At 54.9% G+C, this 22,690-nt stretch carries 23 protein-coding genes and 3 tRNA genes; 12 read left to right on the plus strand and 14 right to left on the minus strand.

Annotated elements, in window-relative coordinates; translation table 11 throughout:
- Nucleotides 1-84: 84 nt before the first annotated feature.
- From WG219_17445 to WG219_17465, 5 genes are all read right to left on the minus strand, one after another.
- Nucleotides 85-981: an ABC transporter ATP-binding protein gene (locus WG219_17445; protein ID WXL28034.1), complete on the minus strand. Its 897-nt coding sequence runs from the start codon at nt 979-981 to the stop codon at nt 85-87.
- 2 nt (nt 982-983) lie between these two features.
- On the minus strand, nt 984-1,799 hold the full coding sequence (locus tag WG219_17450) for a hypothetical protein (protein ID WXL25071.1): 816 nt from the start codon (nt 1,797-1,799) through the stop codon (nt 984-986).
- A gap of 4 nt (nt 1,800-1,803) precedes the next feature.
- Entirely contained in the window at nt 1,804-2,604 is an 801-nt protein-coding gene (locus WG219_17455; protein ID WXL25072.1) for a hypothetical protein, read from the minus strand.
- Nucleotides 2,605-2,698: 94 nt separating this feature from the next.
- Nucleotides 2,699-3,157, minus strand: coding sequence for a hypothetical protein (locus tag WG219_17460; GenBank protein ID WXL25073.1), 459 nt, complete (start codon nt 3,155-3,157; stop codon nt 2,699-2,701).
- 12 nt (nt 3,158-3,169) lie between these two features.
- Nucleotides 3,170-3,355 carry a prepilin-type N-terminal cleavage/methylation domain-containing protein gene (locus WG219_17465; GenBank protein ID WXL25074.1) on the minus strand — a complete coding sequence of 62 codons (186 nt, stop codon included), beginning with the start codon at nt 3,353-3,355 and terminating at the stop codon, nt 3,170-3,172.
- Between the two features lie 287 nt (nt 3,356-3,642).
- On the opposite strand from WG219_17465, the gene pilB reads away from it, so the two are divergent.
- Genes pilB through WG219_17480 form a run of 3 tightly spaced genes read left to right on the plus strand, consistent with a single transcriptional unit; the run spans nt 3,643 to nt 7,440 of the window.
- The gene (gene pilB / locus WG219_17470) at nt 3,643-5,346 is read left to right on the plus strand and encodes a type IV-A pilus assembly ATPase PilB (GenBank protein WXL25075.1); all 1,704 of its coding nucleotides are present in this window, start codon (nt 3,643-3,645) and stop codon (nt 5,344-5,346) included.
- A 3-nt stretch (nt 5,347-5,349) separates the two neighbouring features.
- The gene (locus WG219_17475) at nt 5,350-6,570 is read left to right on the plus strand and encodes a type II secretion system F family protein (GenBank protein ID WXL25076.1); all 1,221 of its coding nucleotides are present in this window, start codon (nt 5,350-5,352) and stop codon (nt 6,568-6,570) included.
- Nucleotides 6,571-6,573: 3 nt separating this feature from the next.
- Complete coding sequence (locus tag WG219_17480) at nt 6,574-7,440, plus strand: A24 family peptidase (GenBank protein ID WXL25077.1); 867 nt, start codon at nt 6,574-6,576, stop codon at nt 7,438-7,440.
- A 284-nt stretch (nt 7,441-7,724) separates the two neighbouring features.
- On the opposite strand, the gene WG219_17485 is transcribed toward WG219_17480, so the two are convergent.
- Entirely contained in the window at nt 7,725-7,904 is a 180-nt protein-coding gene (locus tag WG219_17485; GenBank protein ID WXL25078.1) for a hypothetical protein, read from the minus strand.
- 347 nt (nt 7,905-8,251) lie between these two features.
- Here WG219_17485 and coaE point away from each other — a divergent pair, with 347 nt between their 5' ends.
- Nucleotides 8,252-8,863, plus strand: coding sequence for a dephospho-CoA kinase (gene coaE, locus WG219_17490; GenBank protein WXL25079.1), 612 nt, complete (start codon nt 8,252-8,254; stop codon nt 8,861-8,863).
- Nucleotides 8,860-9,063 carry a DNA gyrase inhibitor YacG gene (gene yacG, locus WG219_17495; GenBank protein WXL25080.1) on the plus strand — a complete coding sequence of 68 codons (204 nt, stop codon included), beginning with the start codon at nt 8,860-8,862 and terminating at the stop codon, nt 9,061-9,063. The genes coaE and yacG overlap by 4 nt, the downstream gene beginning before the upstream one ends.
- 93 nt (nt 9,064-9,156) lie before the next feature.
- Here yacG and WG219_17500 read toward each other — a convergent pair whose 3' ends face one another.
- Together WG219_17500 and WG219_17505 are read right to left on the minus strand one after the other, a co-directional pair.
- A complete protein-coding gene (locus WG219_17500) occupies nt 9,157-9,372 on the minus strand; it encodes a hypothetical protein (protein ID WXL25081.1) in 216 nt (71 codons plus the stop codon).
- A gap of 104 nt (nt 9,373-9,476) precedes the next feature.
- On the minus strand, nt 9,477-10,163 hold the full coding sequence (locus WG219_17505; GenBank protein ID WXL25082.1) for an energy-coupling factor ABC transporter permease: 687 nt from the start codon (nt 10,161-10,163) through the stop codon (nt 9,477-9,479).
- A 187-nt stretch (nt 10,164-10,350) separates the two neighbouring features.
- On the opposite strand from WG219_17505, the gene WG219_17510 reads away from it, so the two are divergent.
- The 3 genes from WG219_17510 to WG219_17520 all read left to right on the plus strand — a co-directional run bounded on the left by WG219_17510 (nt 10,351) and on the right by WG219_17520 (nt 12,776).
- Nucleotides 10,351-10,980 carry a DUF1780 domain-containing protein gene (locus tag WG219_17510; protein WXL25083.1) on the plus strand — a complete coding sequence of 210 codons (630 nt, stop codon included), beginning with the start codon at nt 10,351-10,353 and terminating at the stop codon, nt 10,978-10,980.
- A 242-nt stretch (nt 10,981-11,222) separates the two neighbouring features.
- Nucleotides 11,223-11,396: a DUF3094 family protein gene (locus WG219_17515; protein WXL25084.1), complete on the plus strand. Its 174-nt coding sequence runs from the start codon at nt 11,223-11,225 to the stop codon at nt 11,394-11,396.
- A 63-nt stretch (nt 11,397-11,459) separates the two neighbouring features.
- Entirely contained in the window at nt 11,460-12,776 is a 1,317-nt protein-coding gene (locus WG219_17520) for an NAD(P)/FAD-dependent oxidoreductase (protein WXL25085.1), read from the plus strand.
- A 300-nt stretch (nt 12,777-13,076) separates the two neighbouring features.
- Here the strand turns inward: WG219_17520 and WG219_17525 are convergent.
- The 6 genes from WG219_17525 to rluD all read right to left on the minus strand — a co-directional run bounded on the left by WG219_17525 (nt 13,077) and on the right by rluD (nt 18,246).
- Nucleotides 13,077-13,152, minus strand: a tRNA-Lys gene (locus WG219_17525).
- A 5-nt stretch (nt 13,153-13,157) separates the two neighbouring features.
- Nucleotides 13,158-13,234 (minus strand) — tRNA-Pro (locus WG219_17530).
- A 9-nt stretch (nt 13,235-13,243) separates the two neighbouring features.
- Nucleotides 13,244-13,319 (minus strand) — tRNA-Asn (locus tag WG219_17535).
- Nucleotides 13,320-13,818: 499 nt separating this feature from the next.
- Nucleotides 13,819-16,383 (minus strand): ATP-dependent chaperone ClpB, encoded by a 2,565-nt coding sequence (clpB, locus tag WG219_17540; protein ID WXL25086.1) that lies wholly within the window; start codon nt 16,381-16,383, stop codon nt 13,819-13,821.
- A gap of 156 nt (nt 16,384-16,539) precedes the next feature.
- On the minus strand, nt 16,540-17,265 hold the full coding sequence (pgeF, locus tag WG219_17545) for a peptidoglycan editing factor PgeF (protein ID WXL25087.1): 726 nt from the start codon (nt 17,263-17,265) through the stop codon (nt 16,540-16,542).
- Between the two features lie 6 nt (nt 17,266-17,271).
- On the minus strand, nt 17,272-18,246 hold the full coding sequence (rluD, locus tag WG219_17550; GenBank protein ID WXL25088.1) for a 23S rRNA pseudouridine(1911/1915/1917) synthase RluD: 975 nt from the start codon (nt 18,244-18,246) through the stop codon (nt 17,272-17,274).
- A gap of 148 nt (nt 18,247-18,394) precedes the next feature.
- On the opposite strand from rluD, the gene WG219_17555 reads away from it, so the two are divergent.
- The 4 genes from WG219_17555 to WG219_17570 all read left to right on the plus strand — a co-directional run bounded on the left by WG219_17555 (nt 18,395) and on the right by WG219_17570 (nt 22,686).
- Nucleotides 18,395-19,381, plus strand: a complete 987-nt coding sequence (locus tag WG219_17555; protein WXL25089.1) for an outer membrane protein assembly factor BamD — start codon at nt 18,395-18,397, stop codon at nt 19,379-19,381.
- A 149-nt stretch (nt 19,382-19,530) separates the two neighbouring features.
- Entirely contained in the window at nt 19,531-19,767 is a 237-nt protein-coding gene (locus WG219_17560; GenBank protein ID WXL25090.1) for a PP0621 family protein, read from the plus strand.
- On the plus strand, nt 19,757-21,346 hold the full coding sequence (locus WG219_17565; protein ID WXL25091.1) for an ATP-binding protein: 1,590 nt from the start codon (nt 19,757-19,759) through the stop codon (nt 21,344-21,346). The genes WG219_17560 and WG219_17565 overlap by 11 nt, the downstream gene beginning before the upstream one ends.
- Before the next feature lie 2 nt (nt 21,347-21,348).
- Complete coding sequence (locus WG219_17570; protein WXL25092.1) at nt 21,349-22,686, plus strand: sigma-54 dependent transcriptional regulator; 1,338 nt, start codon at nt 21,349-21,351, stop codon at nt 22,684-22,686.
- The last annotated feature ends 4 nt before the right edge of the window (nt 22,687-22,690 follow it).

Consider the following 22,690-nt stretch of genomic DNA (forward strand, 5'->3'; position numbering starts at 1 on the left):
CGCGGCGTAATCCACGTCTCGCGCAAACCCAACACCACCGACACAGACACACCGCAACGGTGGAAGCGCCAAGGCGATTCCACCCTACGCAGTCTGCGCTTCCTCAAGGATTTTGAAGAACACGGTTTCCAGCGACACGGCAGGTTTGATGCTCAACAAATGACCACCCAGCTGATTGAGCTGGGCAATAAAAGCCGGCAAATTGGCTTGCATCACCTCACACTCATACTCAGCTTCACGCAAGGTGCGGCCACCTTCTACCAGCGGCTGTGCTGCCGAGTAGCGAACGAGCATGTGGTCAACTCGCTCGGCCGCCAGCTCGCGGGGGGAACGCACCGTCAACAGTTGACCTTTATTGATAAAGCCAAAACGGTCAGCGATACGCTCCACGTCATGCAACACATGGGAGGTGAAGAAGATCGCCCCACCCTGCTGTTTAAACTCGGTGAGAATCTCCACCACATCCTTCCGCCCAACCGGGTCAAGGCCGGACAGAGGCTCATCCAACACCAGCAACTTGGGCTGAACCACCATTGCATGGGCCAACGCCACACGCTGCACGTTGCCCTTGGATAACTCACGAATCTTGCGTTTGGCGTTCTGCGCGACGGAGAACCGCTCCAACCAGTGCATGCACCAGGCATCAGCGTCCTTACGCTTAATGCCATACATGGACAGGCCCATCCGCAGGATTTCCAGCGGGGTAAACTGCTCATACAACGCCGGCGCTTCCGGCACATAAGCAAGCGGCTTACGCGCCTCCGCCTTATGCGCATCTACACCATAGATGCTGACTGAGCCTTGATAGTCATTAATGATGTCCAGCATCACCTTAATGGTGGTGGACTTCCCCGCACCGTTTGGGCCCACGAAACCGAAGACTTCGCCTTCGGACATGGTGAGGTTTACGTCCTTCAGGGCCTGGAGGGTTTTGCCTTTTGTGTGGAAGGTTTGACTCACACCGTAAAACTCCAATGCCACTTTCAAGGCAGCTCCTCCGTTCCAGCTATGCTAAATTTTTTCAACTCAACTCGGCCATTACGGATTTCATAACCTAGTCTAAGTGGATCTACTGGCAACTCATCTAGAGTTCCTTTATCGACTAACTCTTGGATCTCATTTAAACGTCCATACTTTGACTCGTAACGTAGTTGCCCCTCCCGCAACTTTAACAGGCCTTGTAATCTTTCCACCCGCTTATCCAGCATCGCACGTAGTTTAGGATCATTAGCGTTATCACGCTGAGACACAAGAAATCCTAACGCAAGATTATCATCAACAATATTCTCGACCTGCAACATGATCGCAAGCTTTGAATAAGCACTGGAGTTCACTTTAGAACGGCCAGCAGCGATATTTAATAGTTCAACCGCTTGATCTACGTTTCTTTTAAAAAAAGCTTGATTAAAGCCATAAAAGAATGCTGGCACATCGTCCCATGATCGGCACGCAATCGCGGCCTTCAACACCTCGCCACTGGCTTCCTCAGCCCCTCCCCATGTGAGCAGGCCATTAGAGAGGTAATAATTATCCTCGTGACAAGGATTTAGAACAGATATGACTCTACTCGCACGAATTAAGTAGCCTGTATCCGCCCTTCCCGTATCAACCCCAGTTGAAAGAAGCCTAATTGCCTCAGTATTGGCAGCTAAAAAACGATCCCCCCCCCAGAGAGCAGTTAAGACCGGAGCTTCAACAACAACTCTTCCATCTACACGCGCAACATTTTGTAGTCTATCAGATAATAGACTTGAGGACATTATAAAAACCACAACCGTAAGTAATACCACTAAACGCATAGTGCTACTCAAAACGCTTACGCCTCAAAATTGCGACTGAAATTAGAAGAAGAAGTAAAGTGTAAGACAAACAATTAAGAACGATCATAGCCCAATCATCTGGGAAAAACTCAAAACTCCCATACAGAGCGATCATCCTAACATCAAGCGCCCCTAGATCGGGAAGTAAGCAGTGAAGCAACTCCAAGCCCACACTATACCCTTCAACACCGAATCCTAAAGATGAATCTCTCTCAAGCATTTCAACAATAGACCCAAAAGATCTTGATGATATAACAAAACCTAAAGTTGAGAATAACACAAAACTCGAAGACGAGGCATAAACCGATAGAAGCAATGCAAATGAAGAAACCACAAGTGCATCTAAAAGTACAAACCCAGCAACAACTAGATACCCCACCCCCAAATCAACCTTGGTTGACTGCTCATACCACCCCGAAATCAGCCACACCAAAATCCCAACAAGCAAAAACAAAAGGGACGCCACAAAAATCAAAACAATCAAAACAGTTACAAATCTGGAGCATAAAAACCCTCCCCTTCCCCGGGGATAGGTTAGACTATTCAAGTACAATCTTCTCTCAAATTCTCGACCGAATAACTCGTGCACAAGCATAACTATAAAGAATGGTAGCACCAAACGAACTATGGATATCCCAACATCCAGCGCCACTGTCGCTGGCTGCCTTCCACTAAAGAAACCAGACATAAAAACAGTTATAGCCATTAAAACAAGAAGCACTAGTACAATGCGAAAAAAAACCGTCTTCCAAACTATACGCATCGAACTATAAAAATCAGCCATAACAACAAAATCCCGAAGCCAAACAGAGTTAAACTCCAAAAACAGTCATTGTAAAAGCAAAAGGGAGGCTAAGCCTCCCTTTTGCTTTGATCAATTAACGAGCCCGAGTTGCAACTCCTGCTGCAGTACAGAGTTGACCATCAAGAGCGGTAGGCCCAATAGCACCACCGGAGGTACGGCCTTGAAAAATTGCAGCACCTTGAGCTGTGGCAGTATTGAAAGGAACATCCGGATCCTCACAGGCTACTTGCCCTTCAGGTACTGGAGTGGCGTTTGTGCAAACAGACTCAACTGTACGGGTAGCAGTACGCCCATTTTCGTGACAGGTAGCAACAACAATCTCACCTGGAGTGCCAGGAACAGGTAAACGGCAGAAATAGCTTGCAAGTACACCGTTTGACAAATTCACCGTTACGTCATCTGAAAGCAAGTCGCAATCAGTAAGCACGATGCGGTTACCTGACGCAATTGCCTCCGCAGCGTTGTTAGTTGCAAAAGCAAACGAAGAAGTCATCGCAGCTGTAATACCAAGGCCTAAGATAATTTTTTTCATATTCCGCTCTCCTTAACGCATTGCCGCTGAGAATGTAGTCACGATATTTTTGTTATCTGCAAGCGCCAAAGAATCATTAGCCTTTGCACGATAATCGTTGAACTGCGGAATAGCGATCGCCGCCAGAATACCGATAATTGCAATTACGATCATCAGTTCGATCAGGGTGAAACCTTTTTGCTTCTTAAGAGACTTCATCGTCTAGCTCCTGTTGTGGTTTGTCACAGACACAACTCAACCTGCACAGCTTGTGCCAACCTTAAACAGAAGATGCTGACATAAGCTAAAATCCACTTGGACCGCCGATTTTCAGTATCCCAAGGTATTATCCGACTAAATCGCTCCTATATTCATAAGCCCATATCTGACATTACTTAACCGGGCATGAAGTGACATTTTTCGTCACTCTGCATTACGGCTCTTGGGCAAATGCCTGAATTAGGCTATAAGGCACGCATAACTATTAGCCATAGCACTACACAATCATGAGCGAAGCCCCAAACCTCACCGGCTTGGCCCGGCAACTGGTCAACGCTGAACTGTTGACGGAAAGTGTCGCGGCGCAGGCTCAAGCCCAGGCATTACGGAACAAAATCCCCCTCGTTACTTATCTGGTACAAAACAAGATCGCCAGCGGCAAGGCCGTGGCCGATATTGCCTCTGAGCAGTTTGGCGTCCCTTATTGCGACCTGAATGCGATTGATAAGGAAGCCCAGCCGAAAGACCTGATCAGTGAGAAACTGGTGCGCCAGCATCGGGTTATCCCGCTGTTTCGTCGGGGTAATAAGCTGTTTATTGGTGTGTCCGACCCGACTAACCATCAAGCCGTTACCGATGTTCAGTTCTCCACGGGCCTGACCACCGAAGCCCTGCTGGTAGAAGATGACAAGCTCAACAACGCCATTGAGCACTTTTTCGACTCTGCCAACAGCGGCATGGACGATTTGGGCGATGTGGATTTGGACGGTGTTGATGTTGAGGCCATGGATGACGACGGCCCGGATAACAGTGAAGGCAACGCCGCCGACGACGCCCCCGTGGTGCGTTTTGTGAACAAAATGCTGTTGGATGCCATCAAGAAGGGCTCTTCCGACCTGCATTTTGAGCCTTACGAAAAGAACTACCGGGTACGCTTCCGCACCGACGGTATTTTGCAGGAAATCGCCCGCCCGCCGATTCAACTGGCACCGCGCATCTCCGCTCGCCTAAAGGTAATGGCTGGGCTGGATATTTCCGAGCGACGTAAGCCGCAGGACGGGCGGATTAAAATGCGCTTGTCCAAGACCAAGTCCATCGACTTTCGCGTCAGCACTTGCCCTACATTGTGGGGCGAGAAAATCGTAATGCGTATTCTGGACTCTGCCAGCGCTCAGATGGGTATTGACGCCCTGGGTTATGAAGAAGACCAGAAAGAGCTGTACCTGGCCGCCCTTAAGCAGCCACAAGGCATGATTCTCGTCACAGGCCCTACAGGCTCCGGCAAAACCGTGTCCCTTTATACGGGCCTGAACATCCTGAATACCGTGGACGTGAATATCTCCACAGCGGAAGACCCGGTTGAAATCAACCTTGAGGGTATCAACCAGGTCAACGTTAACCCGAAACAGGGCATGGACTTTACGGCCGCCCTTAAAGCCTTCCTGCGGCAGGACCCGGACATCATCATGGTGGGCGAGATCCGTGACCTGGATACCGCCTCTATTGCCGTTAAGGCAGCTCAGACCGGGCATATGGTGATGTCGACCCTACACACCAATAGTGCGGCAGAAACACTCACCCGCTTGCGCAATATGGGTGTACCTTCGTTCAATATTGCCACGTCGGTAAACCTGATTATCGCCCAGCGACTGGCACGTAAACTATGCAGCCACTGTAAGAAGGAAGTCAGCATTCCACGGGAAACCCTGCTGGAAGAGGGCTTCCCAGCCGATAAGATCGACGGCCTAAAACTCTATGGCCCAGTGGGCTGCGAGAACTGTAACCACGGTTATAAAGGCCGCGTGGGCATTTACGAGGTGGTTAAAAATACCCCAGCGTTGCAGCGCATCATTATGGAAGAAGGTAACTCCATTGATATCTCCCTTCAGATGCGTAAAGACGGCTTTAACGATCTGCGCACTTCCGCGTTACTAAAAGCAATGCAGGGCGTTACCAGCCTTGAAGAAGTCAACCGAGTGACCAAGGATTAACCCATGGCGGACAAAGCGTTAAAACTCAGCGTTTTCACGTGGGAAGGCATCGACAAAAAAGGCGGCAAGATCAAGGGCGAAATGTCGGGGCAGTCCCCCGCCTTGATCAAAGCCCAACTGCGCAAGCAGGGTATCAACCCGCTCAAAGTAAAGAAGAAACCGGTTTCTTTGTTCAGCGCGGGCAAAAAGATCAAGCCAATCGACATCGCCCTGTTTACCCGGCAAATGGCGACCATGATGAAGGCTGGCGTGCCGTTACTGCAGGCCTTTGACATTATCGGCGAGGGGTTTGAAAACCCCAATATGCGCAACCTGATCAACGACATTAAGCAGGAGGTCGCTGCCGGCAACAGCTTTGCAGCCTCCCTGCGCACTAAACCCCAGTACTTTGATGACCTGTACTGCAACTTGGTGGACTCTGGCGAACAATCCGGCGCGTTGGAAACCCTGCTCGACCGAGTGGCCACATACAAAGAGAAAACCGAGGCACTGAAAGCCAAGATCAAAAAAGCGATGACCTACCCCATCGCGGTTATTGTGGTTGCGATCATCGTGACCGCTATTTTGCTGATCAAGGTGGTACCGCAATTCGAGGCAGTTTTCCAAGGTTTTGGCGCCGAACTACCGGCCTTTACTCAAGTCGTGGTTGATATGTCACGCAGCCTGCAAGACCAGTGGTATATCTACTTGGGCGTAATCATTATTGGCGCCTTCAGCTTTAAAGAGGCCCATAAGCGCTCAAAAAGCTTCAGGGACTTTCTGGATAGAACCCTGCTTAAGGCGCCTATCTTCGGGGATATCATCTATAAAGCTGTGGTGGCGCGCTTTGCCCGTACGCTGGCCACAACGTTCTCCGCCGGTGTGCCACTGGTCGAAGCTCTTAGCTCGGTGGAAGGGGCTGCGGGTAACGTAGTGTTCCGTGAAGCCATTGCCAAAGTCCGGTCGGATGTATCTTCTGGTACTCAGCTGAACTTCTCCATGCGCACCACTGGGGTTTTCCCTTCTATGGCGGTGCAGATGACTGCCATCGGGGAGGAGTCCGGCTCACTGGATGAAATGCTGGATAAAACCGCTGAATATTATGAGGCCGAGGTTGATAACGCCGTGGACAACCTGACTGCACTGATGGAGCCAATGATCATGGCGGTACTGGGCGTACTGGTGGGCGGCTTGATTGTTGCCATGTACCTGCCAATCTTCCAGCTTGGCTCGGTGGTTGGTTAATCCATGATTGGTGAACTTTTGGCCAGCGAACCGCTGGCCTTTGTTTTATTGGTGCTGATCCTCGGCCTGCTGATCGGCAGCTTCCTTAACGTTGTTGTTTACCGCTTACCCAAGATGATGGAGCGGGAATGGAAGGTTCAGGCGAGGGATGCCCTGGGCCTGCCGGAGGAGTCAGCCGGTGAGACGTTTAACTTAATCCTGCCTAACTCACGCTGCCCGCATTGCGCCCACGAGATTAAGCCGTGGGAGAACATCCCGCTGATCAGCTACCTGTTTTTGCGCGGCAAGTGCTCTAACTGCAAAGCCCACATCAGCCTGCGCTATCCGCTAGTGGAGCTGACCTGCGGTTTGCTCTCGGCGTATGTTGCTTGGCATTTCGGCTTTAGCTGGCAGGCCGCAGCGTTTCTGTTGCTGACCTGGGGGCTGCTGGCGATGAGCCTGATTGATGTTGATCATCAGCTGTTGCCCGACTCCATCGTGCTGCCGCTTATGTGGCTAGGGCTTATCGTCAATTACTTCGGCCTGTTCACCAGCTTGGAAAGCGCTCTGTGGGGGGCGATTGCGGGTTATCTGAGTCTGTGGACCGTGTTCTGGTTATTCAAGCTGGTGACCGGTAAAGAGGGCATGGGCTATGGCGACTTTAAGCTGCTGGCCATGCTCGGCGCATGGGGCGGTTGGCAGGTGTTGCCGCTGACGATTCTGTTGTCGTCGCTGGTAGGTGCAATACTCGGCGTGATCATGCTCAAGCTGCGCAATCAGGACAGCAGCACGCCCATTCCCTTTGGCCCGTATTTGGCCATTGCCGGCTTTATCGCCCTGCTCTGGGGTGAGCAGATCACCAGCAGCTACCTCCAGCTAGCCCGGTTCTGATCCGCAACTCAAAGGTGGAAACGCTACGCGGTTCCACCCTACGACCACATCACCAACACCGTAGCGTGGATTAGCCGCATCGCGGCGTAATCCATGTCTCGTGAGCCTAACTCCGCCAAACCTGCCACACCGCAACGGTGGAAACGCTACGCGGTTCCACCCTACAACCACATCACCAACACCGTAGCGTGGATTAGCCGCATCGCGGCGTAATCCATGTCTCGCGAGCCCAACTCCGCCAAACCTGCCACACCGCAACGGTGGAAACCCTGCGCGGTTCCACCCTACAACCACATCACCAACACCGTAGCGTGGATTAGCCGCATCGCGGCGTAATCCATGTCTCGCGAGCCCAACTCCGCCAAACCAGCCACACCGCAACGGTGGAAACCCTGCGCGGTTCCACCCCACAACCACATCACCAACACCGTAGCGTGGATTAGCCGCATCGCGGCGTAATCCATGTCTCGCGAGCCCAACTCCGCCAAACCTGCCACACCGCAACGGAGGAAACCCTGCGCGGTTCCACCCTACAACCACATCACCAACACCGTAGCGTGGATTAGCCGCATCGCGGCGTAATCCATGTCTCGCGAGCCCAACTCCGCCAAACCTGCCACACCGCAACGGAGGAAACCCTGCGCGGTTCCACCCCACAACCACATCACCAACACCGTAGCGTGGATTAACCGCATCGCGGCGTAATCCACGTCTCGCGAGCCCCGGCACCTGACATACCCCAGCGGTTCCACCCTACGCTCCGACTGCACTACAATCGCGCTCCTATATATACACGGAGCGCAGTGCGCTTATGAAACCCTGGATTCTTGGCTTAACCGGTGGAATCGGCAGCGGCAAAAGCGCTGTAGCTCAGCACTTTATTGAGCTTGGCGTCCATGCGGTGGATGCTGACCATGCTGCACGTTGGGTGGTTGAACCGGGCAAGCCTGCACTGACAAAAATTGTCAGCCACTTTGGTGAAGACATTCTGCACGCTGATGGCACCCTCAACCGCCCTGCCCTGCGCAACCGCATCTTCAGCAACCCAGACGATCGTCGCTGGCTGGAAGCGCTGCTACACCCGCTGATCAATGAAGAAATCCGTCAATCACTTGAGGGCGCCGAGTCACCCTACGCGATTCTGGTTTCCCCCCTTCTGGTGGAGTCTGGCCAACGCAGAATGACACAGCGGCTACTGGTGGTGGATGCGCCGGAAGCGCTGCAGATCGAGCGCACGGTGTCCCGCGACCAAACCAGCAGCGAGCAGGTTGAAGCGATATTAAAAGTTCAGGCTAAGCGTGAAGAGCGTCTGCGGCATGCCCATGACGTACTGGTGAATGACCGTGACCTGAATTGGTTGCAAGCCGAAGTCCAGCGCCTGCACAATTTTTACCTGACCCTACGTGGAGGCAAAGAAGCATGACCAACCCAACTGTAGTCGCCTGCCCGACCTGTGGCGCACCGGTTGAATGGGGTCCGCAAAGCCCTAACCGCCCGTTCTGCTGTGAACGCTGCAAACTGATTGATTTAGGCGCCTGGGCCGCCGAGGAGCACGCCATCCCTGGCAACCCACTGGAAGACGATGTGTTTTCCGAAGATCAGCCGCCGCGCAGCATGCATTAAACGCAACTACCACCACACTGCAGCGTGGATTAGCCGCACAGCGGCCTAATCCACGTCTCGCGCCTCAATAACGCTGAGCCGACAACAAATCGGTTAGGGTCGCATAAAACCGTATTCGCGCTCGTCGTCCAGATTGTCAGCGATGAACTTGAGTTCATCAGCTAAATCGCCGATATCACGGATGGATTTGCTGCGTTCGACCACAGCACTTAGCAGTGCACGTAGCGCCAAATGCTCATCTATGCCGTTCAGTTGCGCAGCCTGGAGACAATGTTCGATTTCCTGCCGCGCCCATAAGTAAACGCCCATTTTCAAACCCTCCTCTGCACACCTTCAGCATGTGCCTTGTGCAGTGGCGCTGCTTGATCTGGGTCAACCGATGAGGCGCTATAGAGAGACTGAAGTGGCCGCTATCAGCGACCCTGATCGTCCCGCCAAGGGGCAGCCAGGTAACGGGGTTTATTGAAGGTTTCCAGCCAGTCGGGATAGAACACCACCAGTGCTGTCACGATCATGCCGTTGATAAACGCCTCAGGGAAAATCACCAGCCACAGGTAGCCGATAAAGTCTTCCAACCACGGCGGCATCGGGAACAAACCATCAGCCAGCAGGATGCCCAGACCAACGAAAATGCACAGCAGAGTGGCCAGCGCAGAGGCGAAAAATCCGCTACAGAAGATGTAAACAAACAAGTTGCGCGGCTGTTTTTTCTCCACCCATAAGGCGCAGAACTCAGTAACGAAAACCGGGATAGCCACAAGCAACAGACCGTTAACTCCCAGCGCCGCGAGATCCTGCTTACCAAGCAGCGTCAGCCCCACTTGAGTTACAACCCCCACCAGAACGGCCAACGGCCAATCCAGCAGCAAGGTGACGGCCGTCATGCCGACAAAATGAAAGGACAATCCCGATTCAAAGTCCCGCCGCACTAGCCATAGCACAAACAGTGCTAGCGCCGTCCCCCCCAGCAAATGCTGACGACGCACATCTGTACACAACTCAACCCACGGCGCACGCCATATCGCCCAAGCCACCAGCGGCAGGTAGATCAGCCAGCCGAGCAACTGTGAGGTTTCAGATAAAACGTGCGCAGCAATCATCTAATACAGTCCATGGCCAAGAACACACTGCCAGCACAGCGCTGGCTGGCAAAGTTTACGAGCGCATCAATGGCATTGCGAATGGCTTTTGACGCGCTGCACAGCTCAACGTTGCATGATGAAGTGGATTAACTCCCAACGGCACTCGCCCTACACAGACGCGTGCAGCACGAGTAAGCTCCTCGCTATGAACGAGGCCGACTATCTGAGCCTGCTGACGGCCCAGGCCGAGCAAGCCAATGACTTTCTCTCCAACGCCCGCAAATGGGAGCGCGAGCGTTGGGTATGCATGCACCTGCTGCAAGCCTTGAATGTGACTTACAACCTCGACGAGTTCAGTCGCGCGAGCAAAGAGCCCCCTGACGTGGTGTTTCGGGAGGCAAACTTTGAGGTGTTCTTTGTGCTTGATGAAGGGCGCAGACTGAATGATGAATGGCGCAGTGAACTGGAGCGACGCCGCAAAGCCTATAGCCTCAGCCAACTCGTACGGCGAGAGCAAAAGCCGAGGCGAATCGGTGCGCGGCAGTTACAAGAGAAACTAGCGCCTACGCTGCTGAAGAAGTCCCGTAATTATCAGGAACGCAATCTTGATGTGGGCAAACTGGACATGGTCGCCTATGCCGACCTCAAGTATTCAGTCCCAGACTTCAACAGCCACTTCCCGCCACCGACCGAGTACCTGAGACAAGGCTGGCGCTCACTGTCACTGGTCGGCCCGAACTATGCCCGAGTCCTGTTTGCCCATAACTCAGCGCCTGAGTTTCTGCGCAGCAATCTGGGTCGCACCATTGTGTTCGATATTGGCATTGGCCTCTGATCAAGCGTCCATCTCTGGAAATCCTTGCACTAAAGCCTCCCAGCCCAAGAATCTGACAAACGCTTTATTACCTGCGAACGCCAGTATTACTGCCATTTGACTATGCTGTTTAGGGATAAAGGCTAACCCGCAGGATCGCAACTGCATTGGCCTGCCCTGATTCAGCCCGCTATGATGCTTTTATTGCGGACCACGATCAGCCCAGATCAAGTGCCCTGTTGCTTAACCAGCCGAGGTAAAGCATGACCAGTCGCCTGAATCCTGAAGACCTAAAACGCGTCGAACAGTATCTCAGCGCCCCGCAACATCAGGTACAACGCCAACCCTTCCGCGTCTGGCGTTTGTTAACCGTCATCCTGTTTGTCGTCATCGCCCTCGGCCTGTTAAGCCGGCTTATCGCTCGGCTGGTTTTATGATTAGCGCATTGCTCTCTTGGTCCCCTCCTATTCGAACCATTCATTACCTTGCGAGCATTTCCAATGACCCACAAAATCGTAATCGTCGGCGGCGGCGCAGGCGGCCTGGAGCTGGCTACCCGCCTAGGTAGGACTCTGGGCAAACGCCGCCAAGCAAGCGTCACGCTGGTGGATGCAAACCTGACCCACATCTGGAAACCCCTGCTGCATGAAGTGGCCGCTGGGTCCCTCAACTCCAACGTTGATGAACTGAATTACGTGGCGCAAGCCAAATGGAATCATTTTGAGTTCCAACTAGGCCGCATGTGTGGTCTAGATCGCGCCAACAAACGCATTCAGCTCGAAGCAGCCTTGGATGAAAACGGCCTGGAACTGATGCCCGCCCGCGAGCTGAGTTACGACTCACTGGTGATCGCTGTCGGCAGTACCACCAATGACTTTGGCACCGCCGGTGCAGCCGAACACTGCCTGTTCCTCGACACCCGTGAGCAAGCAGAACGTTTTCACCGACAATTGCTCAACCACTATCTGCGCGCTCACGCTGAACCCGGAAAGTCCGACGAATTAATCAACGTCGCGATTGTGGGCGCCGGAGCAACTGGGGTTGAGCTGGCAGCTGAACTGCACCACGCAGCGCGTGAACTGGCGGCCTACGGTTTGAACAAGATCAGCCCCGACAATATGCACATCACCCTGATCGAAGCCGGCCCCAGGGTGCTGCCCGCCCTGCCCGAGCGCATCAGCAAGCCTGTGCACAAAACACTGGAATCGCTGGGTGTGACGGTCCTGACCGGTGCCGCTGTCAGCCAGGTTACCGCTGATGCGCTGCACACCAAGGACGGCAAAGTGATTCCAGCAGGCCTTAAGGTCTGGGCGGCTGGCATCCGCGCCCCTCAGTTCTTGAATCAATTAGACGGGTTAGAAAGCAACCGTATCAATCAGCTACTGGTGCGCCAGACCCTACAAACTACCCTGGATGATGATGTGTTTGCCATGGGTGACTGCGCGGCATGCCCGATGCCTGGCACAGACGGCCGCAATGTCCCTCCGCGTGCTCAGGCGGCACATCAGATGGCGTCACTGCTGGCAAAATCGCTCAAGGGGCGTGTTGAAGGTAAATCCGCCCTGCCGACCTACCAGTACAAGGACTACGGCTCGCTGATCTCCCTTTCGACCTTCTCGGCGGTGGGCAACCTGATGGGCAATCTTTCAGGAAAACTAGGTGGCAGCGTGATGCTGGAAGGCTGGTTGGCCAGGATGTTTTACGTATCGCTGTACCGCATGCACCAAATCGCCCTGTACGGCATGACCCGCACCCTGCTGATGATGCTCGGCGACCGCATTGGTCGCAGCACAGAGCCGCGCCTGAAACTGCATTGATCCCTAGGCAACGGTGGAAACGCTTTGCGGTTTCACCCTGCGCCATTGAACAGAGCCAGGCCTGATGCACCTCTTTCGCGGCTAAAGCCGCTCCCACAACGACCTTCAATCCCCGTGGGAGCGGCTTTAGCCGCGAATCAGCACAGGCTGCCCACGTAATAACCAATCAAGTACACCGACTGCGCCACAGCATGGCGTCGCAGCGGCACGCTCAACAGGCTCGGTAAAGGGCAAAGCAAAAATCGCAGGCAATAAAAAACCCGCACTAGGCGGGTTTTTTACTTTCAAGCAAGCTTGAAATGGTGGGTCGTGTAGGACTCGAACCTACGACCAATTGGTTAAAAGCCAACTGCTCTACCAACTGAGCTAACGACCCTAAAATGGTCGGGGTAGGGGGATTCGAACTCCCGACATCCTGCTCCCAAAGCAGGCGCGCTACCGGACTGCGCTATACCCCGAAAGAAAGTTGGCTCCGCGACCTGGACTCGAACCAGGGACCCAATGATTAACAGTCATTTGCTCTACCGACTGAGCTATCGCGGAACTTTGTAACTTTCGCCTCTCAGCAGAACCGTTTGTTTGTAACGTTTGCTGCGTTGAGGCGCGCCATTTTACGGTTATTCGAACCAGTGTCAACCCCCTAAATTGCTTTTAGAACAATTATTTGCAGAACAGGGCCGACTTTTTATCTCTGATGGGGCGAAGAGCCATCCAAGCCCCGTATTTCGGGAATTTGCACGCGATCTCCATTCCCTTCCCCCACCCCAAATCGGGAAAAAACAGGGTAAAAATCATCTGAAAAGACGAAAAAATTTTCGCTGAAATGAAATTTTTTTCGTCGCGCCCGCAAAAAAATAGCTTGGTGTTCAATCAATTGGGTAAGCACGGCGCCAAAAAGGCTTACCGACATACAGGGACATCGTGCTTACCGGACCTCGCTTGCAGCTAATCCAGATCACAGGGCAACTCTATAGACAGGAAACAAAAAGCCCCGGTCAGACAACGCTGAACCGGGGCTTGGAGGGAACAGTCCTCAGATCGCTCAGGCAAAGACGATCTCGTCGCCTTCAACAGTACCTTTGACGGTAGCACCTGGAACGAACTTACCGGCCAGGATCTGTTGCGCCAGCGGGTTCTCGATCCAGCGCTGCACAGCTCGCTTCAACGGACGCGCGCCGTATACCGGGTCGTAGCCTACTGCGATCAGCTTATCCATTGCCTCATCAGTCAGCTCCAGAGCCAACTCACGCTCGGCCAGGCGCTGACGCAAGCGGCTGAGCTGAATCTTCGCGATGCCAGCAATCTGGTCGCGGGCCAGGGGTTCGAAGATCACCACTTCGTCGATCCGGTTGATGAACTCCGGACGGAAATGGCTGCTCACCGCATCCATAACCGCTGCACGCTGAGCTTCACGATCATCCACCAGCTCCTGAATCTGAGCAGAACCGAGGTTGGAGGTCATCACAACTACCGTGTTCTTGAAGTCCACGGTACGGCCTTGGCTGTCAGTCAGGCGGCCATCTTCCAGCACTTGCAGGAGGACGTTGAATACGTCCGGATGCGCCTTCTCCACTTCATCCATAAGAATGACGGAGTACGGCTTGCGGCGCACCGCTTCGGTCAGATAGCCGCCCTCTTCATAGCCAACATATCCGGGTGGCGCACCAATCAGTCGGGCCACCGAGTGTTTCTCCATAAATTCGGACATGTCGATACGCACCAGCGCATCTTCCGTATCAAAGAGGAACTCAGCCAACGCCTTACACAGCTCGGTTTTACCCACGCCGGTTGGGCCCAAGAAGAGGAACGAGCCGCTCGGGCGATTTGGATCAGACAGACCTGCACGGGAACGGCGCACGGCGTTGGCCACAGCCACCACTGCTTCGTTCTGACCGATCACACGCTGATGCAGCAAACCTTCCATGTTGAGCAGTTTTTCACGCTCGCCTTCCATCATTTTGCTGACAGGGATACCCGTCCACTTGGAAACGACTTCAGCGATTTCCTCTTCAGTAACCTTATTACGCAGCAGCTGGTTTTCCGGTTTGCCGTGCTGATCCACCATCTGCAAGCTACGCTCCAGATCCGGGATGATGCCGTACTGCAACTCGGCCATGCGGCTCAGATCACCCTTACGGCGGGCATTTTCCAGCTCGGTGCGCGCCTGTTCGATTTTCTGCTGAATCTGAGCCGAGCCTTGTAGCTCTGCTTTCTCAGACTTCCAGATTTCCTCCAGATCAGCGTACTCACGCTCCAGACGCTCAATGTCTTCGTTGAGTTTTTCCAGGCGCTTGATGGTCGCCTCGTCGTCCTCTTTCTTCAGCGCTTGAGCTTCCACTTTCAGCTGAATCAGGCGACGCTCCAGACGATCCAGCTCTTCCGGCTTGGAGTCGATTTCCATGCGGATACGGCTGGCCGCTTCGTCGATCAGGTCGATGGCCTTGTCCGGCAGCTGACGGTCAGTGATGTAACGGTGCGACAGTTTGGCCGCAGCGATAATCGCGCCATCGGTAATAGCCACTTTGTGGTGCACTTCGTAGCGCTCTTTCAGGCCACGCAGAATGGCGATGGTGTCTTCTTCACTCGGCTCGTCCACCAACACTTTCTGGAAGCGGCGCTCAAGGGCAGCGTCTTTCTCAATGAACTGGCGATACTCATCCAGCGTGGTGGCGCCGACGCAATGCAGCTCGCCACGGGCCAGTGATGGTTTGAGCATGTTGCCAGCATCCATGGCGCCCTCGCCTTTACCGGCGCCGACCATGGTGTGCAGTTCGTCGATAAACAGGATGATGCGGCCTTCCTGCTTAGACAGTTCATTGAGGACCGCCTTCAGACGCTCTTCGAACTCACCACGGAACTTAGCCCCGGCAATCAGTGCGCCCATATCAAGGGACAGCAGGCGTTTATCTTTGAGGCTGTCCGGTACTTCACCATTGACGATACGCTGCGCCAAGCCTTCGGCAATCGCGGTTTTACCCACACCCGGCTCACCGATCAGCACCGGGTTGTTTTTGGTACGGCGCTGCAGAACCTGAATGGTGCGGCGGATTTCATCGTCACGGCCGATCACCGGATCGAGCTTGCCCTCTTCAGCACGCTTGGTCAGGTCAACGGTGTACTTGTCCAGCGCCTGACGGCTTTCTTCGGCGTTCGGATCATTCACCGCTTCGCCGCCACGCAGGTTATTAACTGCGTTTTCCAGCGCCTTGCGGCTGACGCCCTGGGCCAGCAGCAGTTTGCCTAAGCGGGTGTTTTCATCCATGGCCGCCAGCAGCACCAGCTCGCTGGAGATGAACTGATCACCTTTCTGTTGAGAGAGGCGATCGGCCTGATTGAGCAGGCGCGCCAAGTCTTGGGACAGGTTCACGTCCCCAGACGGATTTTGCAGTTTGCCCAGCTGGTCCAGCTCTTTGCTCAACGACTGGCGCAAGGCATTTACATCAAAACCGACCTGCATCAGCAGTGGACGGATCGAACCGCCCTGCTGATCCAGCAAGGCCTGCATCAGGTGCAGGGGCTCAATAGCAGAGTGATCCATGCCCACGGCTAAAGATTGGGCATCTGAGAGGGCAAGCTGTAACTTGCTGGTTAAACGGTCAATACGCATAAAAATCATCCCTCCGGGTGTATGCAGGCCGGCACAGTGAATCGCGCCATAAACAGAAAACCTGCTTGATACAGAGTAGATGAGGCCGTTTGCGTCGGTTTCAAGGCGGCAAAATTGATCTGGGTCAGGAACCCGCCACTATTTTGCCAGCCGACTTCAACCTGCCAGCCAGATCAGACTGGCAAAGCGTCCGGTTTGGGCAGAACGCCGATAGGAATAGAAGCGCGGATCATTAAAGGTGCATAAACCGCCGCCATAGACGGCCTCAACACCCTGAGCTGCCAGACGAATGCGGGCCAGCGCATAGATATCCGCCATAAATTTGCCTGGATGTTCTCCCTGCACAAATGCCGCCTCAGCCTGAGCATGCTGGTCGACAAAGGCATCACGCACTTCGCTGCCCACTTCAAAAGCGTCAGGGCCAATTGCCGGGCCTAGCCAGACCAGCACATCTTCCGGCGGAACAGCCAGCACATCCAGCGTGGCCTCAAGCACACCACCGGCCAGCCCACGCCAGCCAGCATGCGCCGCGGCTACTCGGGTTCCGGCACGATCACAGAACAGCACCGGCAAGCAGTCAGCCGTCATCACGGTGCAGGCGATACCGCTCGTCGCGCTCCAGCTCGCGTCGGCTTCATCTACCTGCCACGGATTAGCTTCGACCACACTCGTGCCATGCACCTGCTGCAACCAAGCCGGTTTGCAGCCGAGCATGCTGGTCAGGCGTTCACGATTCTTACGCACGCTGACCGGGTCATCGCCCACATGATCCCCCAGATTGAGCCCTTCGTAGGGGGGAACGCTAACGCCGCCACTGCGCGTAGTGACACAGCTTTTGACTCGTCCGGGGGCGGGCCATTGGGGCGTTAGCCAATCATGCATGGGTATTTATCCGATAAAAGCTTCACGATCCTGACGCAATAACGTCAGCAACCACTCAAAGTCATCCGGCAGAGGGGACTGCCACTTCATGCGTTGACCGGTAGTCGGGTGCTCAAGTTCCAGAAAACGTGCATGTAATGCCTGACGCGGGAATTCTTTGAGGGTTTGCACCATGCTCGGGTTGGCAGCCGGGGGAATACGGAAACGCCCGGCGTAGACAGGATCACCCACCAACGGATAGCCAATATGGCTCATATGCACACGAATTTGGTGGGTGCGCCCGGTTTCAAGCTTGACCCGTGCATGGGTGTGCGAGCGGAACCGCTCAAGTACCCGGTAATGACTCACCGCTGGCTTACCGCCATCGGTCACCGCCATGCGCTGACGCTGGGATGAGCTACGACCAATCGGCGCATCAATCTTACCGCCGGAGGTAATCACGCCGACAACGATGCACTCGTAGATCCGGCTCACGGTGCGCTTTTGCAGCTGGTCGACCAAACGGGTTTGGGCCTCGATAGTCTTGGCGACCACCATCAAACCTGTGGTGTCTTTGTCCAGGCGATGGACAATACCGGCACGGGGCACATTAATAATGTCCGGCACATGATGCAGCAAGGCGTTGAGTAAGGTGCCATCGGCATGACCGGCAGCCGGGTGCACAACCAGCCCGGCGGGTTTGTCGATAACCAGAATCTGGTCATCCTCATACACAATGTTCAGTTCAATGTCCTGCGCGACCCATTCTCCCTGGGCCTCCTGCTCAGCATTGAGCGCCAGCACAGAACCACTGTGGACGATATCCCGTGGGCGCAATACAGCCCCATCAACCGTGAGCAAGCCCTCTTTAATCCAGGCAGACAAACGCGAACGGGAGTGCTCCGCAAACAGCATTGCGGCGACTTGGTCGAGACGCTGCCCACCCATTTCAGAGGGGACTTCGGCGCTCATTTGAATGATCTGCTTATTAATAGAGGACATGCTCGTTAAAGGCGGGACGTGTAGCCTTTGGTTTCGGCCACAGGCTTGTGGTTAAATACGGCGTCTTTGCCCCAGATACGCTGGGGGCGCTAATCATAACAGGACGGCTACGCTCAAGACAGCCGCCGTCACAGGGACGCAAGCCACCATGCAAGTGAAACACCTGCTGCTGATCGCAATTATCGCCCTAACCGCCGCGTGCTCCTCTAAAGAGCCGGTTGTCGACGAAAACTTGAGCGAGGCTGAGCTGTACCAGCAGGCTCAGACCGATCTGGATAACAATAGCTACACCAGTGCAGTTTCCAAGCTCAAAGCACTGGAATCGCGTTATCCATTCGGCCGCTACGCAGAGCAGGCTCAGCTTGAGCTGATCTATGCCTACTATAAGAACGCGGAGCCTGAAGCTGCCCGTTCTGCCGCTGACCGTTTTATCCGCTTGCATCCGCAACATGCCAACGTGGATTACGCCTACTACCTGAAGGGGCTCGCCTCGTTTGATCAGGATCGTGGCTTGGTGGCCCGCTTCCTGCCGCTGGACTTGACCAAGCGCGACCCAGGCGCAGCCCGTGACTCCTATAACGAGTTCGCCCAACTGGTTAGCCGCTACCCGCACAGCCGTTACGCCCCCGATGCCAAGCAGCGCATGATCTACCTGCGTAACCTGCTGGCTGCGTACGAAATTCATGTTGCCCACTATTACCTGACCCGTAAGGCTTATGTTGCCGCTGCCAACCGTGGCCGTTACGTAGTGGAAAACTTCCAGGAAACCCCTGCAGTGGCGGATGGCCTGGCGGTAATGGTTGAGGCTTATCAGCGCCTGACGCTGGACGACCTGGCTGCAACCAGCCTGGAAACCCTGAAGCTCAACTACCCCGATCATCCGAGCTTGGTAGACGGCCAGTTTGTACCGCGCGAGTCCGATACGGATGATCGCTCGTGGCTGGCCAAGGCCACACTGGGGCTGATCGAAACAGATACGCCGCTGCCACCGGGCGAAACCCGCGCCAGCCAGGACGTGATTCGTCAGTATGAAGAAGCTGAAGAGCAGATCCCGTCCGAGTTGAAAGCAGGCGCAGTGGAAGAAGAGAAAAGCCGCTCTTGGTTCAGCTACCTGACCTTCGGCCTGTTCGACTGATTCTCACACACAGTCATCGTAAGGGAGGCCACACGCCTCCCTTTTTATTTGCCCGGCCGTTCCGAGCACTGACGTTCTTTTGCGAAGCTGTACGGAATCCGGCGGATTGTTAGACTGTTAATACTTGCCCCAGCCATAAGGAGCGCAACGTGTTTCGCTTGTTATTTTGGATCGCCCTCATTGCAGCTGCCGTCTGGCTGTGGCGCCGCTTTAAGCGCCCACCAGCAAAACCCCAAGCTCAATCGCCCGAAGCCAACCCGCAACCTATGGTGCGTTGTGAGCAGTGCGGTATTCATGTACCGCAACATAATGCGCTCAGTCAGGACAATCGCTGGTATTGCAGCCAAGCACACCTGAAGCAAGGCCACGGCGACGGTGAGCAATAATCTGTCACTGAATCAGGAGCAGAGCTGGCGCGTTCTGCGCCTGTACCATATCTACCGGGTCGGGATTGGCATGATCCTGGCTCTGCTGGTCTCCAGTAATCTGGATACCGAGCTGTTGGAGCTGGCTCATCCGACCCTGTTCCGCAATGGCAGCTGGATTTATCTAGCCCTTAACATTCTGATCATTGCGCTGGTCCAGCGCCCAAAGCAGCTGGCGCAAATTTTTACCATCGCACTGGCTGATGTCCTGTTTCTGACTGGGCTGTTTTATACAGCCGGGGGTGTGCCTAGCGGCATTGGCAGCCTGCTGATCGTTTCAGTGGCGATTGCCAACATCCTGCTTAGCGGCCGAATTGGCCTGCTGATTGCCGCGGTGGCCGCCATTGGCATGGTGTACCTGACGTTCTATCTCAGCCTCGACCGCCCAGCGGCCACATCGCAGTATGTGCAGGCCGGTGCTTTGGGGGCTTTATGCTTCGGTACCGCCCTCTTTGTTCAACGCCTAACGCTACGCTTGCAAGCCAGTGAGACACTCGCAGAACAACGCGCAGCCGACGTTGCCAGCTTGGAAACGCTCAACGCACTAATCCTTCAGCGCATGCGCACGGGGATTCTGGTATTGGATGAAAGCCACCGCATCTTGCTGGCTAACCACGGCGCCGAACAGCTTCTGGGCCAAAGCGCGCTCGAGGGACAGCGTATCGATACGGTCTGCCCACAGCTGATTAACCGCATGAAGCAGTGGTTACTTAACCCCAGCCTACGCCCTGGGAGTATTCAGCCACCTGAAAATGGCCACCTGATTCAGCCTAGCTTCACCCCGTTACAGCGCGGCTCCAAAACCCATACGCTGATATTTCTGGATGACGTATCGCAGATCACGCAACAGGCCCAACAACTCAAGCTGGCTTCGCTTGGGCGCCTGACAGCGGGTATCGCCCATGAGATTCGCAATCCACTGGGTGCGATCAGCCATGCCGCGCAATTACTGCAAGAGTCCGAGGACCTACAAGGACCGGATCGCCGCCTGGCTCAGATCATCCACGACCACACCCAGCGCATGGATCTGGTGATTGAGAACGTCCTGCAGCTCTCCCGCAGGCGCCAAGCCGAACCTCAGCTGCTAGACCTAAAATATTGGCTGCATCGCTTTGCCAGCGAGTTCCGCAGCAGCGCCGCAGCCGACCAGACGCTGCACCTGAATGTGACCGGTGGCAGCATCCAGACCCGAATGGACCCGAACCAGCTGACCCAAGTACTGAGCAACCTGGTCAGTAATGGCCTGCGTTACAGCAGCAAGAAAAACCGCGCCGGCCAGGTCTGGCTCAACCTGTACCGAGATGAAGAAAGCGACCTGCCGATTCTGGAAATTCTCGATGACGGGCCAGGCATTGCTCCCGAGCAAATCTCTCACCTGTTTGAACCCTTCTTCACCACAGAAAGCAAAGGCACCGGCCTCGGCCTGTATATCTCCCGTGAACTGTGCGAGAGCAATCAGGCCCGCCTTGACTATAAAGAGCGCGAAGGCGGCGGTAGCTGCTTCCGTATAACCTTTGCCCATCCACGCAAACTGAGCTGACCATGACCCGCCAGAGAGCCCTGATCGTTGATGACGAACCCGATATCCGCGAACTGCTGGAAATCACTCTCGGCCGCATGAAGCTGGACACCCGCAGCGCTCGCAACGTCAAAGAGGCCCGCGAATGGCTAGCCCGCGAACCGTTTGACCTGTGCCTGACTGACATGCGCCTGCCAGACGGCACCGGCCTTGAGCTGGTGCAGCACATTCAACAGCGACATCCGCAAGTGCCGGTGGCAATGATCACCGCGTATGGCAGTCTGGACACCGCAGTGAATGCCCTGAAGGCCGGAGCGTTCGACTTCCTCACCAAGCCCGTCGACCTGGGCCGCCTGCGTGAGCTGGTGGGGGCGGCGCTGCGCTTGGGCAACAGCGAAACGCCGGAAGCGCCGGTCGACAGCCGCTTGCTGGGTGAATCCCCGCCCATGAAGGCGATGCGCAAGCAAATCCTCAAACTCGCACGCAGCCAGGCGCCGGTTTATATCAGTGGCGAGTCCGGCAGCGGCAAAGAACTGGTCGCTCGCCTCATCCACGAACAAGGGCCGCGCAGCGAGCAGCCGTTTATTCCGGTTAACTGCGGCGCCATCCCTTCTGAGCTGATGGAAAGCGAATTCTTCGGCTACAAAAAAGGCAGTTTCACTGGCGCCGTGGAAGACAAAATCGGCCTGTTCCAAGCAGCCCATGGCGGTACCCTGTTCTTAGACGAAGTAGCCGATCTGCCACTGGCCATGCAGGTCAAACTGCTGCGTGTGATTCAGGAAAAAGCCGTGCGTGCAGTCGGCGGCCAGCAGGAAAATATCGTCGACGTACGCATACTCTGCGCCACCCACAAAGACCTCGCCGGTGAAGTGGCCGCTGGCCGTTTCCGTCAGGATCTTTACTACCGCCTGAACGTCATCGAACTGCGTGTGCCGCCCCTGCGTGAGCGCCGCGAAGACATTCCCATGCTGGCTGACATCATGCTTCGCCGCCTAGCCGAGAGCAGCGACATGCCCCCAGCCACACTGGACAGTGACGCTCGGGAAAAGCTCAAAAACTACCGTTTCCCCGGCAACGTGCGTGAGCTGGAAAACATGCTGGAGCGGGCCTATACCCTGTGCGACAACGATCGCATCACAGCCAACGATTTGAGCCTGACGGAAAGCTGTCTGCCCACCAATAACAGCCAAGCTAGCCTCTCGCAAATCGACAATCTGGAAGACTACCTGGAAGACATCGAGCGCAAACTGATCATGCAGGCGCTTGAGGAAACCCGCTGGAACCGCACGGCAGCTGCTCAGCGCCTGGGGCTGAGCTTTCGCTCAATGCGCTATCGCCTGAAAAAGCTGGGCATCGACTGACCCC

It is taken from the genome of Pseudomonas mendocina, assembly GCA_037482215.1.
In the GTDB taxonomy this organism is placed as follows: Bacteria; Pseudomonadota; Gammaproteobacteria; order Pseudomonadales; family Pseudomonadaceae; genus Aquipseudomonas; species Aquipseudomonas mendocina_E.

Bases quoted from the DNA above. Each gene is read 5' to 3' on its own strand.
- WG219_17500 (WXL25081.1), bottom strand. From the start codon at position 9,372: ATGGGCGTTTACTTATGGGCGCGGCAGGAAATCGAACATTGTCTCCAG.
- pgeF (WXL25087.1), bottom strand. From the start codon at position 17,265: ATGCATGATTGGCTAACGCCCCAATGGCCCGCCCCCGGACGAGTCAAA.
- WG219_17515 (WXL25084.1), top strand. From the start codon at position 11,223: ATGACCAGTCGCCTGAATCCTGAAGACCTAAAACGCGTCGAACAGTAT.
- WG219_17555 (WXL25089.1), top strand. From the start codon at position 18,395: ATGCAAGTGAAACACCTGCTGCTGATCGCAATTATCGCCCTAACCGCC.
- WG219_17455 (WXL25072.1), bottom strand. From the start codon at position 2,604: ATGGCTGATTTTTATAGTTCGATGCGTATAGTTTGGAAGACGGTTTTT.
- WG219_17450 (WXL25071.1), bottom strand. From the start codon at position 1,799: ATGCGTTTAGTGGTATTACTTACGGTTGTGGTTTTTATAATGTCCTCA.
- clpB (WXL25086.1), bottom strand. From the start codon at position 16,383: ATGCGTATTGACCGTTTAACCAGCAAGTTACAGCTTGCCCTCTCAGAT.
- WG219_17520 (WXL25085.1), top strand. From the start codon at position 11,460: ATGACCCACAAAATCGTAATCGTCGGCGGCGGCGCAGGCGGCCTGGAG.
- WG219_17510 (WXL25083.1), top strand. From the start codon at position 10,351: ATGAACGAGGCCGACTATCTGAGCCTGCTGACGGCCCAGGCCGAGCAA.
- WG219_17480 (WXL25077.1), top strand. From the start codon at position 6,574: ATGATTGGTGAACTTTTGGCCAGCGAACCGCTGGCCTTTGTTTTATTG.
- rluD (WXL25088.1), bottom strand. From the start codon at position 18,246: ATGTCCTCTATTAATAAGCAGATCATTCAAATGAGCGCCGAAGTCCCC.
- WG219_17505 (WXL25082.1), bottom strand. From the start codon at position 10,163: ATGATTGCTGCGCACGTTTTATCTGAAACCTCACAGTTGCTCGGCTGG.
- pilB (WXL25075.1), top strand. From the start codon at position 3,643: ATGAGCGAAGCCCCAAACCTCACCGGCTTGGCCCGGCAACTGGTCAAC.
- WG219_17460 (WXL25073.1), bottom strand. From the start codon at position 3,157: ATGAAAAAAATTATCTTAGGCCTTGGTATTACAGCTGCGATGACTTCT.
- WG219_17570 (WXL25092.1), top strand. From the start codon at position 21,349: ATGACCCGCCAGAGAGCCCTGATCGTTGATGACGAACCCGATATCCGC.
- WG219_17465 (WXL25074.1), bottom strand. From the start codon at position 3,355: ATGAAGTCTCTTAAGAAGCAAAAAGGTTTCACCCTGATCGAACTGATG.
- coaE (WXL25079.1), top strand. From the start codon at position 8,252: ATGAAACCCTGGATTCTTGGCTTAACCGGTGGAATCGGCAGCGGCAAA.
- WG219_17485 (WXL25078.1), bottom strand. From the start codon at position 7,904: ATGGATTACGCCGCGATGCGGCTAATCCACGCTACGGTGTTGGTGATG.
- yacG (WXL25080.1), top strand. From the start codon at position 8,860: ATGACCAACCCAACTGTAGTCGCCTGCCCGACCTGTGGCGCACCGGTT.
- WG219_17475 (WXL25076.1), top strand. From the start codon at position 5,350: ATGGCGGACAAAGCGTTAAAACTCAGCGTTTTCACGTGGGAAGGCATC.